We start from the raw sequence: 16,308 nt of genomic DNA on the forward strand, positions 1-16,308 counted from the left end.
AGAAGATCATCTTAAAAAAGAAAATAATAGCCAATATTTGTTATGATTATAGAAAGCACGTCGCATTTTATATGAATTTAAGTTATAATATAACGATGAATTTTAATGAGGAGTGTATCGACATGGCAGTTCGAAAAATACTAACAGATAACAATTCCAATTTAAGACAGCAAGCTGCTAAGGTTGAACAATTTGATGCGCATATTGAGCATATCATTCAAGATTTGGAAGATACATTATATAGTACTGAAGGCCAAGCTTTAGCTGCCCCTCAAATTGGTTATTTTGAACAAATTGCCATTGTGGATATGGCGCAAGATGGTCTCCTTCAGTTAATTAACCCAACGATTGTAAGTCAATCTGATGCAAAAGTGACTGAATTAGAAGGATGTTTAAGCGTGCCAGGACGTTTTGGTGAAGTGACAAGAAGCCAAATGATTAAAGTGCAAAGTATGGATTTAAAAGGTAATGAAGTTGAATTAACAGCGTATGATGATATTGCGCGAATGATATTACATGTGATAGATAATTTGAATGGTATTTTATTTACAGACATTATGGATCAAGAAGTTTCAGAAGCAGAATTGGAGGCGTATTTAGAAGATGAGTAAAATAATATTTATGGGAACACCTGATTTTTCAACTTCTATTTTAGAAATGTTAATTGAAACTGAAGAAGTCGTTGCGGTAGTGACACAACCAGATCGACCAGTAGGACGCAAACGTAAAATGACACCGCCACCTGTTAAACGTGTCGCTGAGTCGTATGACATTCCAGTATATCAACCTGAAAAATTAGTAGGTTCAGAGACGTTAAATACATTATTAGAGATTGAATGTGATCTAATTGTCACTGCTGCATTTGGTCAATTACTACCAGAATCATTACTAAATATGCCTAAATATGGAGCGGTGAATGTGCATGCTTCCTTATTACCTAAATATAGAGGTGGTGCACCAATTCACCAAGCAATCATCGATGGAGAAAAAGAAACTGGCGTAACAATTATGTATATGGTTAAAAAGCTAGATGCGGGTGATATGATTGCTCAACGTGCTATTCCAATTGAAGAGGCGGATAATGTTGGTACATTACATGATAAGTTGAGTGATTTAGGCACACAACTATTAAAAGATACGTTACCTTCTATATTAAACGGCACTAATGCACGTACACCTCAAGATGATGCTCAAGCCACATTTGCGTCAAATATTCAACGAGAAGACGAACGTATCGATTGGTCACAAGACGCACGAACAATTTTCAACCATATTAGAGGTTTATCTCCTTGGCCAGTCGCTTATACAACATTAGAGAGTAAAACCATGAAACTGTTTGCTGCTGACATCGTCTCAAATTATAAAGGTAAAGCAGGACAAATTCTTGATACGACGAAAAAACAAATTATTGTAGGCACAGGTTCAGATGAAGCAATAGGATTAAAAGAAATTCAACTATCTGGTAAAAAACGCATGCCAGTCGCTAACTTTTTAAGTGGTGTTCAAGAACCATTGATTGGAAAGGAATTACAATAAATGGTCAATGTACGTGAATTAAGCTTCAATACGATAGAAGCAATTTTTAAAGATGAGGCATACAGTAACTTAAAAATTAATGAAGTTCTATCAAAAAATGATATTTCTGCATTAGATCAGGGATTATTTACAGAATTGGTGTATGGTACGGTACAACGCAAACTCACGCTAGATTTTTATTTAAAGCCATTTGTACGTACAAAGCTTAAAGGATGGACAAAACGACTATTATGGATGAGTATTTATCAGTATGTCTATCTTGATAAGATTCCAACACACGCGATTATCAACGAAGCTGTTAATATCGCTAAAAAAAGAGGTGGCCCAAAAGCAGGGCATACAGTCAATGCCATTTTAAGACAAGTTACCGCGCATGACTTACCAAATATTGATGACATATCGAATTCAACACAACAACTTTCCGTCCGCTATAGTATTCCAGTTTGGATTATTGAACATTGGTTAACGCATTACGGTTATGACAAGACAAAGCAAATTGCTCAGTATATGTTAGAGCCAACCACTCAAACTGTACGTGTAAATCGGACACGCATTTCGGTAGAAGCTGCCATAACGCAACTTGAAGCGGAACAATTTTCTGTAGCACAGGATCGTCATATCGCCGTATGTTTACATGTTTCAGGTAAACCGATCATTCAATCAACATTATTTAAAAAGGGACTCATTAGTATCCAAGATAAAAGTTCCATGTTTGTAGCAGAGCTTATGACGTTAAATGCAAACGATAAGGTGTTAGATTGTTGTAGTGCACCAGGAGGTAAGGCTTGTCATATCGCTGAAATTTTAAATAGTCAAGGTTCTGTGCAAGCGTATGATATTCATGAACACAAAATTCAACTCATTCAACAAAATATTGATAAATTGCAATTACATGGTATCCAAGCTGCCCAACACGACGCTACCACACCCATTAAGGGTAAGTTTGATACAGTCTTGGTTGATGCACCATGTAGTGGTCTAGGTGTATTAAGACATAAACCAGAGATTAAATATACGATGACCGCTCAAAAAGTAAATCAATTAGTACAACAACAACTTGCCATTTTAGAAAATGTATCCCAAAATGTAGCAAATGGGGGAACATTGGTATACTCCACATGTACGATTGAACAAATGGAAAATGAGAATGTGATTTATACATTTTTAAAACAACATCCAGAATTTGAATTTGCACCTATATTAGATCCTAAAACGAAAGAATATGTCAAAACGTTACAAATCTTACCTCAAGATTTTAATTCTGATGGATTTTTCATAACTAAAATACGAAGAAAGGAACAATAATATGATTACGGCTGAAAAGAAAAAGAAGAATAAATTTTTACCGGATTTTGAAAAACAGTCAATTTATTCACTTCGTTTTGATGAAATGAAAGAATGGCTGAAGTCACATGGTCAGCAAAGCTTCCGTGCTAAACAAATTTTTGAATGGCTTTATGAGAAACGCGTAGATTCTTTTGACGAAATGTCAAACATATCAAAGGATTTACGTCAGTTATTGGAAGATAATTTTACAATTACAACTTTAAAAACCGTCGTTCGCCAAGAAAGTCGCGATGGGACAATTAAGTTTTTATTTGAATTGCAAGATGGTTATACCATTGAAACTGTACTGATGAGACACGATTATGGTAATTCGGTATGTGTGACTACGCAGGTTGGTTGTCGTATTGGTTGTACGTTTTGCGCTTCAACTTTAGGTGGTTTAAAGCGTAATCTTGAAGCAGGTGAAATTGTATCTCAAGTATTAACTGTTCAAAAAGCATTAGATGAAACGGATGAACGTGTTTCTTCTATTGTAATTATGGGAATTGGTGAACCATTTGAAAACTATGATGAAATGATGGACTTTCTCAAAATTGTAAATCATGACAATGGTTTAAATATCGGTGCTCGTCATATTACGGTATCCACATCTGGTATTATTCCACGTATTTATGATTTTGCAGATGAATCGTTACAAATCAATTTTGCTGTGAGTTTACACGCAGCAAATAATGAAATTCGTTCTAAGTTAATGCCGATTAATAGAGCGTATGATGTGCATAAACTTATGGAAGCTATTGATTATTATCAAAAACAAACTAATCGCCGTATCACGTTTGAATATGGTTTATTTGGTGGCGTTAATGATCAGTTAGAACATGCTAGAGAGTTAGCACATTTAATTAAACATTTAAATTGTCATGTGAATTTAATACCGGTTAACCATGTCCCAGAACGTAATTATGTTAAAACGCCAAAAGATGATATTTTTAAATTTGAAAAAGAATTAAAACGATTAGGTATTAATGCAACAATCAGAAGAGAACAAGGTTCTGATATTGATGCAGCATGCGGACAATTAAGAGCTAAGGAACGAGAATCAGAAACGAGGTAGATCACGATGTTAAACGCAAAATTCTACACAGATATTGGCCAGTATCGTGAAAAAAATGAAGATTCAGGTGGCATTTTTTATAATCAAACAGATCAAACATTACTTGTCATTTGTGATGGAATGGGTGGCCATCAAGCAGGTGAAGTAGCTTCACAATTTGTTGTAGAAGCACTTAAAGAAAGATTTGAAGTTGAAAATTTTATAGAAGATCATCAAGCTGAAGAATGGTTAAAACAAAATTTACAGTCCATTAATCACGAACTTTATCAATTGGCTCAGACGAATGATGCCTATTTTGGCATGGGAACAACGTGTGTCTGTGTATTGATTTTGGATCACCATATCGTGATTGCGAATATTGGGGATTCCAGAGCGTATCTCATCAATGAACGTCGTTTTGAACAACTCACTATCGACCACACATTTGTTAATCAATTAGTGATGTTAGGTGAAATTACGGAAGAAGAAGCATATCATCACCCGAGAAGACATATTATCACTAAAGTAATGGGAACAGATAAACGAGTGACACCCGATATTTTCATAAAACGTACGCATTTTTATGATTATTTATTATTAAATACAGATGGGTTAACAGATTATGTGAGAAGTGAGCAATTGCATACTATTTTAACCAATGCTTCATCTGTAGAAGAAGCAGGAGAAGAATTATTAAAAACTGCGCAAGTGGAAGGAGCTCAAGATAATATTTCATTTATCTTAGCTGATATCGCAGGTGGTCTCTCATGATTGGCAGAAAAATTGATGAACGATATGAGCTACAGCATTTACTAGGTGGCGGTGGTATGTCCAATGTCTACGTGGCATGGGACGAGATACTTCAGCGTAAAGTCGCATTAAAAATCATCCACATTCCACCGAATGAAAAACATGAAACAGTAAAACGTTTTGAAAGAGAAGTTCAAAATACAACTAAATTATCGCATGAAAATGTGGTAAGTGTATTAGATGTCGGAGAGGAAGAAGATTGTTTCTTCCTCGTTATGGAATATATCGAAGGTCCAACATTATATGATTATATTCAATCGAATGGTTCGCTCATGCCGGATAAGGCGGTCCAATTTTTCCAACAAATATTGAGTGGTATTCAACATGCTCATGAACATGGCATTGTTCATCGAGACATCAAACCGCAAAATATGATGATTAACCGTAATCAAACATTAAAGATTGTAGATTTTGGTATCGCGAAAGCAATTAGCGAAACAGCTATGACTGAAACAAATCATGTAGTAGGTACAGTTCAGTACTTATCGCCTGAACAAGCTAAGGGGGAAGCAACTGGTGAACGGTCGGATATTTATTCTGCCGGTGTGGTCTTATATGAAATGTTAATGGGGAAACCACCCTTTAACGGCGAAACACCTGTAAGTATTGCGATTAAACACATTCAGGATGCTATTCCCAATGTAACGGATACACGAAAAGATGTACCTCAAGCGTTGAGTAATGTCATTTTAAAAGCGACAGAGAAAGACCCTTCAAATCGATATTGCTCTGTGAGTGAAATGGCACATGATGTGGAGACAACGTTAAATCCAGATAGACGTGGTGAAAAACCTTATCAAACCGATGAAAATGCTACAAAAACTGTAGAAATCGATAAATCTGCATTGGCTACTCAACAAAAGACAACACAAGATCAATCAAAAGGCACAGCTAAAATTCCGATTGTCCCTACAACAGAAGGGAACAACAAAAATCAAACAATGTATCAACCTAAACAAAAACGATCTCTAGGTAAGAAGATTTGGTTTGCAGTCATTTTTCTTGTGTTATTTGTAGGATTATTTTTCTTTATGACAGCTGCAATGACTAAAAATAAATACAGTCAAGTGCCAAACGTCGTGGGTCAAACAGAAGAAAATGCCCAAAAATTGTTGAAAGATCAAAATCTTAAAGTGGGACATACGACCCAACGCTATAATGATCAATTTGATAAAGGTAGAATCATACAAGTTAATCCTAAAACTGAAACGAAAGTAAAACAAAAATCAGAAGTAGACCTCGTCATTTCGAGAGGACCGCATATTGAAGATATGCCAGATGTTCGAGGATTACCTAAATCAGAGGCAGAGAAAAAGTTAAAATCATTAGGCTTTAATCAAATTCACTACCAAACAGCTTATACTCAAAATAATATTGCGAAAGGTAATATTGAATCCCAAAATATTTCACCAGGTGAATCAGTGAATGTCTCTAGTACTCCTGTCACTTTAACAGAATCTTTAGGCGTACGACAGGTTCAAATCGGTGACTATACTAATGAGAATTTTGAAGCGGTCAAATCTTCTCTTGAAAACGAAGGAATCAGTGTCGTTGTAGATAAGGTGAGAGAGGATGACGATGTTGAAAGTGGATATATAATCAATCACTCACCTAAAAATGAAGAAGTAGATGAAGGCGCTGACGTGCATTTTATTGTGTCGTCAGGTAAGGCGACATCCAAAGAAGATAAAGAGACAAATAATGATACTTCCACTCAAGATAAAGAAGACGCCTCAAATGAGGATAAAGAGACAGAAGACGACAATATGAAGGAAGATAAACACATAACACAAAATGTATCAATCCCATATTCTGGTAAAGAGGATAAACCACAAAAAGTTGATATTTATGTTACAGATAAAGCACATAAAAGTTCAAGCTTACTTGAATCATTTACGATAACGAAAGATACGAATCGGAGCATTAATTTAACTGTTGCAGAAGATGCGTCCGCTTCATATATTATTAAAGTAGATGGTCAAACAGTAGCGCAAGATTCATTTCAATACGATGAGGTAGCTTAGCATAAGGGTTGAGGCAGTTAGTGTCTCAACCCTTAAAACGTATCTGAGATAACGGAGACAAAGTCGTATTCTTTAATAAAGGCTTATGAAGTTGAATTTGCTATAATAAAGATAACAAAACATTTGAAAGAGGTGTAATATTGATCACAGGACGCATTATTAGATCATTAAGTGGTGTGTATCGTGTCGATAGCGATGGGGAATTATACGATGCTCAACCACGTGGTCTATTTAGAAAAAAACAAATTTCGCCAGTAGTGGGCGATATGGTAGACATTGATGTAGACACTCATACCTCAGGGTACATACAACATATTCATGAACGTCACAATATGTTAAAGCGCCCTCCTGTCAGTAACATAGATTTATTAGTGATTGTAATGAGTGCGGTGCAACCAGAATTTTCAACCCAATTACTTGATCGCTTTTTAGTCATTGCGCATTCATATGGACTCACGCCACGCATCGTCATTACAAAAAAAGATTTAACGACAGATGAAGCGTTTCAATCAATACAAAATGTATTATCAGTTTATCAAGGATTAGGATATGCCACTCAATTTATTGGTAAAAATGATAATATAGACGAAGTGTTTGATGAGTGGGAACCTGGGCTTGCGGTATTAAGTGGACAATCAGGTGTCGGGAAATCCACTTTAATTAATCATTATCGTCCAGAGTTGAACTTAGAAACTAATGATATTTCTCAAGCGCTAAATAGAGGTCGTCATACAACGAGACATGTTGAATTATATCAACGTCATCATGGTTATATTGCGGATACACCAGGTTTTAGCGCGCTAGATTTTAACCATATTGACGCTTCAATGTTAAGAGATTATTTTGTTGAAATTGCAGACCTTGGCCAAGAGTGCAAATTTAGAGATTGTTATCACCTTAATGAACCTAAATGTGCGGTAAAGCAATACGTTGATCAAGGGGAAATTGCAGATTTTCGTTATGCCCACTATGTTCAATTATTAGAAGAAATTTCCAATCGAAAGGTAAGATATTAAATGACGAAAGTATTTCCTTCCTTGTTATCAGTAGACTTTTTAAATCTAAAGCAAGAATTACAACAGTTAGAGGCAGCTAAAATAGATGGATTACATTTTGATGTGATGGATGGTCAATTTGTACCTAATATTTCGATAGGTTTTCCAATTCTTGAATCAATTAGACCCATTACAACGTTACCAATCGATGTTCATTTGATGATTGAGTCGCCTGAGGATTATATTGAATTATTTTGTAATAAGGGTGCAGATAAAATTTCAGTTCATATAGAGTCAACGCCTCATATTCATCGTGCGATTCAAAAGATTAAAGCACATCAGGTCCAAGCAGGCGTCGTAATTAACCCAGGCACTTCTGTGCATGCGATTGAAGCGATTTTAAACGAGGTGGATTACGTTTTAGTTATGTCAGTTAATCCAGGGTTTGGTGGCCAAAGTTTTATCGACAGTACGTTGGATAAAATTAAATATTTAGACCAATTGCGACGTGATCATAACTATAAATATAAAATTGAAGTGGATGGAGGCATTAATGCCATTACCGCACCTAAAGTAATACAAAGCGGTGCGGATTGGTTAGTAGCTGGATCTTATTTCTTTCAACAGCAAGATTATCAAGAAGCAGTGAATACATTAAAAAGTGAGGTTTAATGATGAAAAAAACAATTTGTTTGTTATGTAGTCAAAGAAACTTACCAAAAAAACTATTATCTAAAAAAGCGCATAAAGATTGGGCTGGCGTTGATAGTGGCACTGTTACATTATTAAAACATGACATAACACCTGTATTTGCCGAGGGAGACTTTGATTCTATTTCTGCACAAGAGCGACGTTGGATGAGTGCTCAAATTGATATCAATCCTGAACCTGCCGAAAAAGCAGATACTGATCTTGCATTAGCCGTTGAGAAAGCAGTCAATATGGGATATAAGAAAATTAAAATTTACGGTGCTACAGGCGCACGCTTAGATCATTTTATGGGTGTTATGCAATTGTTAAAGCATCCAGATTTTAAACAATTGAAAATACAAATTATTGATGATCGTAATGTCATAGAATTGTTAACACCTGGTAGTTATGATAGACGTAATAAAAAACGATATCAATATATCTCGTTTATTCCAGCAACTGACTCTGTGGAGTTATCTTTAGAAGGGTTTAAATATAATTTAACACATGAAGTATTAAAAATGGGGTCAACATTAACGATTTCTAATGAATTTGAAGAAGACTGTGGTCGTGTTAAAGTACACCAAGGATTAGTTTATCAAATGAGAAGTCGTGATTAAGTTAGTAGATTTAAACGAAAATAAAAACCGAATCTTCCACATAAAGATTCGGTTTATATTTATTATCAATTATACGCGAGTAACTTTACCTGATTTTAAAGCACGAGCTGAAACCCAAACTTTTTTAGGTTTTCCATCAACAAGAATTCTAACTTTTTGTAAATTAGCATTCCAACGACGTTTGCTTGAGTTTAATGCGTGTGAACGTCTGTTACCAGTTGATGCTTTACGTCCTGTTACGAAACATTCTTTACCCATCATCGTACCTCCTTTAAGAAATACAAATACACTTTTCTACTACATACTTAAATAATATATCATAAACCATAGGCCTGTGCAATATTATTTACTGAAGATTTATAAATAGCTTTGTGATACGTATCATTTCTGTTATAATTTATAGTTGTTGTTACCTATTTTAATAACGTTATAACATTTATTATAGTAAGTTATCGACAACTGCCATGATTGACTGCAAAAAGTAAATTACTGCTCATTTAAGCGTTCCACTAATTGAGAGATAGTGGCCATTAATTGTGATTAGATTTTCAAACTATTCACAATTTAGTATTATGAGTCGAATTTCATAAGAACTTTTGCAAAAATTGTTTCATTTTAGTACTTATTATTATAAAATGTTGGAATGCACTACAATTAAGTATAGCGTAATAGAATATGAAGATAATGAATAGTTTAGATAAAGCACATCGCTTTTCAGAGTGAGGAGGCATTTAGTATGACACTAGAAATTACAAATGATTACGGTAGCATAGATATTTCAAATGAAGTTATTGCTTCAGTAGTTGGAGGGAAAGCTGTCGAATGCTATGGTATTGTAGGTATGGCATCTCGTCAACAAGTTAGAGATGGTATTGCAGAAATTTTAGGGCATGATAATTATGCTAAAGGGATTGTAATACGTGAAAATGATGGAATATTAGATGTGGACATGCATATTATTGTGAGTTATGGTATAAAAATCTCTGAAGTAGCGCAAAATGTGCAATCTACAGTGAAATATACGTTAGAAAACACATTGAAACTAACTGTAAATTCTGTAAACATCTTTGTGCAAGGTGTACGTTTTGATCAGGATTTGAAGCACAAATAGGAGGACAAGTTGGATGATTACGAAAATCAACGGTAGTCTTTTTGCCGAAATGATTATACAAGGAGCTCAAAATTTATCGAATAATGCAGATATGGTTGATGCATTGAATGTTTATCCTGTCCCAGATGGCGATACAGGAACAAATATGAACCTTTCAATGACTTCAGGAAGAGAAGAAGTTGAGAATAATCCTTCTAATCATATAGGACAATTAGGGAAATCTTTCTCAAAAGGATTGTTAATGGGAGCCCGTGGTAATTCAGGGGTTATTTTATCTCAAATTTTCAGAGGGTTTTCCAAAGCGTTAGAGGAATACCCTGAAATTGACGCACAACAATTTGCTGAAAGTTTTGATGCAGGGGTTCAAACAGCATATAAAGCAGTTATGAAGCCTGTAGAAGGAACCATTTTAACGGTTGTTAAAGATGCAAGTGAAGCGGCGACGCAAAAAGCAAAAGAAACTGAAGATTGTATCGAAGTGATGGAAGCTGTATATGAGCGCGCTCAACAATCATTAGAACATACGCCAGAGTTATTACCTGTACTGAAAGAAGTCGGTGTGGTTGATAGCGGTGGTAAAGGATTAACACTCGTATATGAAGGGTTTTTAAAAGCGCTGAAAGGTGAAACCATTAGTGAAGCACCGTCTAAAGTGAATACGGATGAACTCTTTAATGATGAACATGACTTTCATGGTGTGATCAATACAGAAGATATCGTTTATGGTTATTGCACGGAAATGATGGTACGCTTTCAAAAAGATAAAGAACCATTTAATGAATCAGACTTCCGTGAAGCAATGAGTCAGTTTGGTGATTCCTTATTAGTTATTAGCGACGATGAAATTGTTAAAGTTCATGTACACACTGAAACACCTGGAGAAGTTTTCACTTTCGGTCAGCGTTTTGGTGAATTAATCAAAGTGAAAGCCGAAAATATGAGAGAACAACACCGTGAGGTACTACGTAAAGAACGTGACAATGCGGCGGCTGCATCAACTACGAATGAGCATCAAGTAGAGACTGCGATTGTAACCATTTCAATGGGTGAAGGTATTTCAAAATTATTCCAATCCATGGGTGTGACACATGTTATAAACGGTGGTCAAACGATGAATCCATCTACAGAAGATATTGTTAAGGTGATTAACAACAGTGGATGTAAACGTGCCATCGTGTTACCAAATAACAAAAACATTCAAATGGCGAGTCAACAAGCTGCAGAAATTGTTGAAGCAGATGTTGTCGTTGTACCTACTAGAACGGTCCCTCAAGGTATTACTGCTATGTTTAATTATGATGAACAAGCAGATTTAGAATCTAACTATCAAACAATGACTGCTGCATTAGACGATGTACAATCAGGTTCGATTACTTATGCGGTACGCGACACTAAAATCGATGGTATTGCAATTGAAAAAGATGCTTTTATGGGTCTAGTTGAAGACAAAATTGTCGTTAGTGATCGTGATGAAAAGAAAGTATTGCAAAAAACTCTTGATACCATGTTAGATGATGATAGTGAAATTCTAACGATCATTGTGGGTGAAGAAGGTAACAGAGATCAAGTTGAGTGGATAGAAGCTTATATTGAGGAACATTATGAAGATGTGGAAATTGAAGTCCAAGAAGGCTTACAACCTATCTATCCATTTTTATTTGCTGTCGAATAAAAAGTAAGGCATAACTCTAAAGTATGAGAGAACGTTGTATCGTTTTCTTAATGCTTTAGAGTTATTTTATTTTAGTAATAATAAAAAGATAGCAAATTATTTGTGAAAATTTTTCGCAATATTTAATAAATGACAACTCCTTGTTATACTGTTAGTCATAAACAGTTCTATAACAGGGGGGATTATTGTGAAGTTTAAAAGTGTATTCGATATTATTGGGCCAACGATGGTAGGTCCGTCTTCTTCGCATACGGCAGGCGCAGTACGAATCGGTCGTGTCGCAAGAGAATTATTTGGTGAGCAGCCTCAAAATGTCAATATTTATTTATATGGTTCATTTATGGAAACCTATAGAGGACATGGTACGGATGTTGCCTTAGTTGGTGGTTTACTAGGGTACGATACAGACGACAGTCGTATTGAACACAGTTTGGAAACGGCACAATCATTAAATATCAATGTTAATTTTATAGAGATGTCAGAGGAACGTTCGAATCCTAATACTGCCATTATCGAAATGACAAAAGGAGATCATACGATTTCTGTAGAAGGCATTTCGATAGGAGGCGGTAAAATTGAAATCATTGCCATTAATGGATTTACTTTAGCAATCAGTGGCAATTACACAACATTACTTGTCTTTCATCAGGATACATTTGGCACAATCGGTAAAGTGGCAAACATTATTGGTGAAAATGGGATTAATGTTGGCAGTATGCAAGTCGCACGAAAAGAGAAAGGCGATCAAGCTTTAATGACTTGTGAACTTGATGATGAGATTTCAAATTCAGTGCTTGAACAAATCAGAGAAGTACCTGGTGTAGTTACAGTTTCGTTAATGGGGGATGCGTAATGGAGAATAATAAAATATTTAAAAGTGTAGAAGACCTTTTAACATTGTGTCGAGACGAAAATAAAGCGATTCATGAAGTTATGCTTGAACAGGAAATGCTTGTTTCTGGCGTAACTGCTGAAGAAGTGTATGAACATATGGATCATCATCTTCAAACTATGGAAAATGCCATTGAAGAAGGTGTGGAAGGAGTTACTTCTAAAACAGGATTAACAGGAGGAGATGCTGTCTTATTGCAAAACTATTTAGCTTCTGGCCAATCTCTGTCAGGTCCGCTTCTATTAGATGCTGTAAGTAAGGCGGTTGCCACTAATGAAGTTAATGCAGCGATGGGGAAAATATGCGCAACACCCACTGCAGGATCAGCAGGTGTAGTTCCTGGTGTTTTATTTTCTCTTAAAAATAGACTACAATTAAGTCGAAAAGACATGCTTAACTTTTTATTAACAGCTGGTGCATTTGGTTTTGTCGTAGCGAATAATGCGTCAATTTCAGGTGCTGCAGGCGGATGCCAAGCAGAAGTGGGGTCGGCAAGTGCGATGGCTGCAGCGGCCATTGTAGAAGCATCAAACGGATCACCTCAACAATCGGCAGAGGCATTTGCGATTTGTTTAAAAATATGTTAGGGCTTGTATGTGATCCTGTAGCAGGTTTAGTTGAAGTACCTTGCGTTAAACGAAATGCAGCAGGAGCTTCCAACGCTATTGTCTCAGCTGATATGGCTTTAGCAGGTGTTCAATCTCGTATTCCTACTGATGAAGTCATTTTAGCGATGTATCGTATTGGAGAAACAATGCCATCTGCTTTAAGAGAAACAGGACGAGGTGGATTAGCAGGTACACCTACAGGACAACGTTTAAAACAACAAATTTTTGGTGATTAAAATGACAAAAATCAGTTTAATAGAAAATCCATATGATTTAAAAGATCTAAAAGGTTTAGGTCCTAAGCGATTAGCAGTATTAAATGAAATGAATATTTTTACCATTCAAGATTTAATATTATATTTACCTACTCGTTATGAAGATAATACTTTAGTGGATTTGTCTCAAGCAGAAGACGATACAAATGTGACAGTTCAAGGCGAAGTGTATACGACGCCAACTGTCGCTTTTTTTGGGCGAAATCGTTCGAAATTAACAGTGCATCTTATGGTTGATCAAATTGCAGTAAAAGCGGTATTTTTTAATCAACCTTATTTAAAAAATAAAATAGAATTGCATCAAGAAGTGATTATCAAAGGAAAGTGGTCACGACGAAAACAAGAAATTAATGGCCAGAAAATGGTATTTAATCTAAAAGAACAAGATGATGCACAATTTCTTCCGATTTATCGTGTTAAAGAAGGTATTAAACAAAAAACGTTAAGGGATTTAATCCGACGTGTACTAAATGATGTGGTTATTCATGAATGGTTGCCGGATGATTTACGAGAAAAATACAAGTTAGAAACCTTACACGATACGTTACATACACTACATGAAGCGCCTGATCGAGAATCGCTAATCAGAGCAAGACGGACGTTTGCATTTACAGAATTTTTTATGTTTGAACTGCGCATGCAATGGTTGAATCGTTTAGAAAAAACGAGTGATGAAGCAATAGAGATTGATTATGATCTTGAGCGAGTAAAAGCATTTATAGAAGCACTTCCATTTGAATTAACGGAAGGACAAAAGCAAAGTGTTAATGAAATATTTAGAGATTTAAAAGCGCCCATTCGTATGCATCGTTTATTACAAGGTGATGTGGGCTCTGGTAAGACAGTGGTGGCGGCCATTTGTATGTATGCTTTAAAAACAGCTGGGTTTCAATCTGCTTTGATGGTTCCAACAGAAATACTCGCTGAACAACATGCTGATAGTTTGGTTGATTTATTTGGCGACAAAATGAATGTGGCATTGTTAACCGGTTCCGTTAAAGGTAAGAAAAGACAGTTATTATTAGAGCAGTTAGCAGCTGGAGAAATTGATTGCCTCATCGGCACACATGCCCTTATCCAAGATGATGTGATGTTTCATAATGTCGGATTAGTCATTACAGATGAGCAGCATCGTTTTGGCGTCGCTCAACGACAAAAGTTGAGAGAAAAAGGTGCGTTATCTAATGTGTTGTTTATGACAGCAACGCCAATTCCTAGAACATTAGCGATATCTGTATTTGGCGAAATGGATGTTTCCTCTATCAAAAGTATGCCAAAAGGACGTAAACCCATAGAGACATATTGGGTGAAACATGAAGGATATCAAAATGTACTTCAACAAATGGATAGAGAATTACAAAAAGGGCGACAAGCTTATGTGATTTCACCATTAATCGAAAGTTCAGAGCATTTAGAGGATGTTCAAAACGTTTTAGCTTTATATGAACACTTAAAAACACAATTATCACACAGACGAATTGGAATTTTACATGGGAAAATGACTTCTGAAGAAAAAGATGAGGTTATGCATCAATTTAGTGAACATAGCATTGATGTACTCGTTTCGACAACTGTTGTGGAAGTGGGTGTAAATGTGCCTAATGCGACGTTTATGATGATCTATGATGCAGATCGTTTCGGTTTATCGACATTACATCAACTACGAGGCCGCGTGGGACGTAGTGATCATCAAAGCTATTGTGTATTAATTGCATCACCTAAATCTGAAACAGGAATTGAACGAATGACGATTATGACACAAACAAATGATGGTTTCGAATTAAGTGAGCGAGATTTAGAAATGAGAGGACCGGGTGACTTTTTTGGTGTTAAGCAGAGCGGTCTACCTGACTTTCTGGTGGCGAATTTAGTAGAGGATTACCGTATGTTAGAAGTCGCTAGAGATGAAGCCGGAGAAATGATTCAATCAGGCGTATTTTTTACTGAACGTTATCAAAGATTGCGGGCATTTATTGAAGCGCATATGTTGCATCAAAACTTTGATTAAAATAGAGAAAAAAGGTGAAGACTCACGTAAAATGAAGGGTGTTAAATCATTTTGAAGATAAAGTAGAACATGTTAGAATAACAAAGAGTCATTTAAGACTTGGTACTAAATTTGGGTGGCGATTAAGTGAAAAAACGTAAAAATGAAAGAAGAGATTTGATTCAACAAACCATTCATCAAAACCCATTTGTGACAGATCAAGCACTAAGTGAGATGTTTGATGTGAGTATCCAAACAATTCGCTTGGATAGAAATCAAATGAATATTCCAGAAGTGCGCACACGTATTAAAAATGTGGCGCAAGAACAACATAAGCATATTAGTGCACTAGCAAATCAAGATATTATAGGAGATATTATTGCACTGACTCCAAATCAATCAGGTCAGTCCTTATTATCAATTTCTCAAAAAGAAGTATTTAAGCGTAAACATATAGCAAGAGGTCATGTTATTTTTGCACAGGCAAACTCTCTTTGTGTAGCTGTCATTAACCATTCTGAAGTGTTAACAAAGGAAAGTCACATTCACTTTATGAAACCAGTCGCACTAGGAGAAGTCATTTCTGCACATGCTAATGTGGAGCAACAAACAGATAAATACTTTGATATATCTGTGGTTTCCTATGTAGGAGATACAAAAGTGTTTCAAGGACAATTTAAAATGTATTACATAAGTGAGGATGAGTAA

Annotated in this window: 15 protein-coding genes and 1 pseudogene; 15 read left to right on the forward strand and 1 reads right to left on the reverse strand. The window is 35.7% G+C overall.

The annotated features are described in order from the left end of the window. Nucleotides 1-122: 122 nt before the first annotated feature. From def to ACEE93_RS03300, 9 genes are all read left to right on the forward strand, one after another. Nucleotides 123-611, forward strand: a complete 489-nt coding sequence (gene def, locus ACEE93_RS03260) for a peptide deformylase (RefSeq protein ID WP_449156391.1) — start codon at nt 123-125, stop codon at nt 609-611. Beyond that, the gene (fmt, locus tag ACEE93_RS03265; RefSeq protein ID WP_449154868.1) at nt 604-1,536 is read left to right on the forward strand and encodes a methionyl-tRNA formyltransferase; all 933 of its coding nucleotides are present in this window, start codon (nt 604-606) and stop codon (nt 1,534-1,536) included. The genes def and fmt overlap by 8 nt, the downstream gene beginning before the upstream one ends. Next, nucleotides 1,537-2,841, forward strand: a complete 1,305-nt coding sequence (gene rsmB / locus ACEE93_RS03270; protein ID WP_449156392.1) for a 16S rRNA (cytosine(967)-C(5))-methyltransferase RsmB — start codon at nt 1,537-1,539, stop codon at nt 2,839-2,841. Nucleotide 2,842: 1 nt separating this feature from the next. Continuing rightward, on the forward strand, nt 2,843-3,937 hold the full coding sequence (gene rlmN, locus ACEE93_RS03275; RefSeq protein ID WP_449154870.1) for a 23S rRNA (adenine(2503)-C(2))-methyltransferase RlmN: 1,095 nt from the start codon (nt 2,843-2,845) through the stop codon (nt 3,935-3,937). A gap of 6 nt (nt 3,938-3,943) precedes the next feature. Next, entirely contained in the window at nt 3,944-4,687 is a 744-nt protein-coding gene (locus ACEE93_RS03280) for a Stp1/IreP family PP2C-type Ser/Thr phosphatase (RefSeq protein WP_449154871.1), read from the forward strand. Next, entirely contained in the window at nt 4,684-6,750 is a 2,067-nt protein-coding gene (pknB, locus tag ACEE93_RS03285) for a Stk1 family PASTA domain-containing Ser/Thr kinase (RefSeq protein ID WP_449156393.1), read from the forward strand. Before ACEE93_RS03280 ends, pknB begins: the two co-directional genes overlap by 4 nt. Nucleotides 6,751-6,890: 140 nt before the next feature. Next, nucleotides 6,891-7,766 (forward strand): ribosome small subunit-dependent GTPase A, encoded by an 876-nt coding sequence (rsgA, locus tag ACEE93_RS03290; RefSeq protein WP_449154873.1) that lies wholly within the window; start codon nt 6,891-6,893, stop codon nt 7,764-7,766. Next, nucleotides 7,767-8,417, forward strand: coding sequence for a ribulose-phosphate 3-epimerase (rpe, locus tag ACEE93_RS03295; protein WP_449154874.1), 651 nt, complete (start codon nt 7,767-7,769; stop codon nt 8,415-8,417). Next, the gene (locus ACEE93_RS03300; protein ID WP_449154875.1) at nt 8,417-9,055 is read left to right on the forward strand and encodes a thiamine diphosphokinase; all 639 of its coding nucleotides are present in this window, start codon (nt 8,417-8,419) and stop codon (nt 9,053-9,055) included. Before rpe ends, ACEE93_RS03300 begins: the two co-directional genes overlap by 1 nt. 69 nt (nt 9,056-9,124) lie before the next feature. Here the strand turns inward: ACEE93_RS03300 and rpmB are convergent, their stop codons facing one another. After that, nucleotides 9,125-9,313: a 50S ribosomal protein L28 gene (gene rpmB, locus ACEE93_RS03305; RefSeq protein ID WP_449154876.1), complete on the reverse strand. Its 189-nt coding sequence runs from the start codon at nt 9,311-9,313 to the stop codon at nt 9,125-9,127. A 478-nt stretch (nt 9,314-9,791) separates the two neighbouring features. On the opposite strand from rpmB, the gene ACEE93_RS03310 reads away from it, so the two are divergent. From ACEE93_RS03310 to fapR, 6 genes and pseudogenes are all read left to right on the forward strand, one after another. After that, nucleotides 9,792-10,166 (forward strand): Asp23/Gls24 family envelope stress response protein, encoded by a 375-nt coding sequence (locus ACEE93_RS03310; RefSeq protein WP_449154877.1) that lies wholly within the window; start codon nt 9,792-9,794, stop codon nt 10,164-10,166. 13 nt (nt 10,167-10,179) lie between these two features. Then, entirely contained in the window at nt 10,180-11,838 is a 1,659-nt protein-coding gene (gene fakA / locus ACEE93_RS03315; protein ID WP_449154878.1) for a fatty acid kinase catalytic subunit FakA, read from the forward strand. Between the two features lie 187 nt (nt 11,839-12,025). Then, complete coding sequence (gene sdaAB, locus ACEE93_RS03320) at nt 12,026-12,691, forward strand: L-serine ammonia-lyase, iron-sulfur-dependent subunit beta (protein WP_449154879.1); 666 nt, start codon at nt 12,026-12,028, stop codon at nt 12,689-12,691. 14 nt (nt 12,692-12,705) lie between these two features. Next, nucleotides 12,706-13,574 (forward strand): annotated as a pseudogene (sdaAA, locus tag ACEE93_RS03325) (L-serine ammonia-lyase, iron-sulfur-dependent, subunit alpha). A 1-nt stretch (nt 13,575) separates the two neighbouring features. Continuing rightward, nucleotides 13,576-15,621: an ATP-dependent DNA helicase RecG gene (gene recG, locus ACEE93_RS03330; protein ID WP_449154880.1), complete on the forward strand. Its 2,046-nt coding sequence runs from the start codon at nt 13,576-13,578 to the stop codon at nt 15,619-15,621. 126 nt (nt 15,622-15,747) lie between these two features. Next, nucleotides 15,748-16,308, forward strand: coding sequence for a transcription factor FapR (gene fapR / locus ACEE93_RS03335; protein ID WP_449154881.1), 561 nt, complete (start codon nt 15,748-15,750; stop codon nt 16,306-16,308).

Source organism: Staphylococcus sp. 11262D007BW (assembly GCF_053547815.1).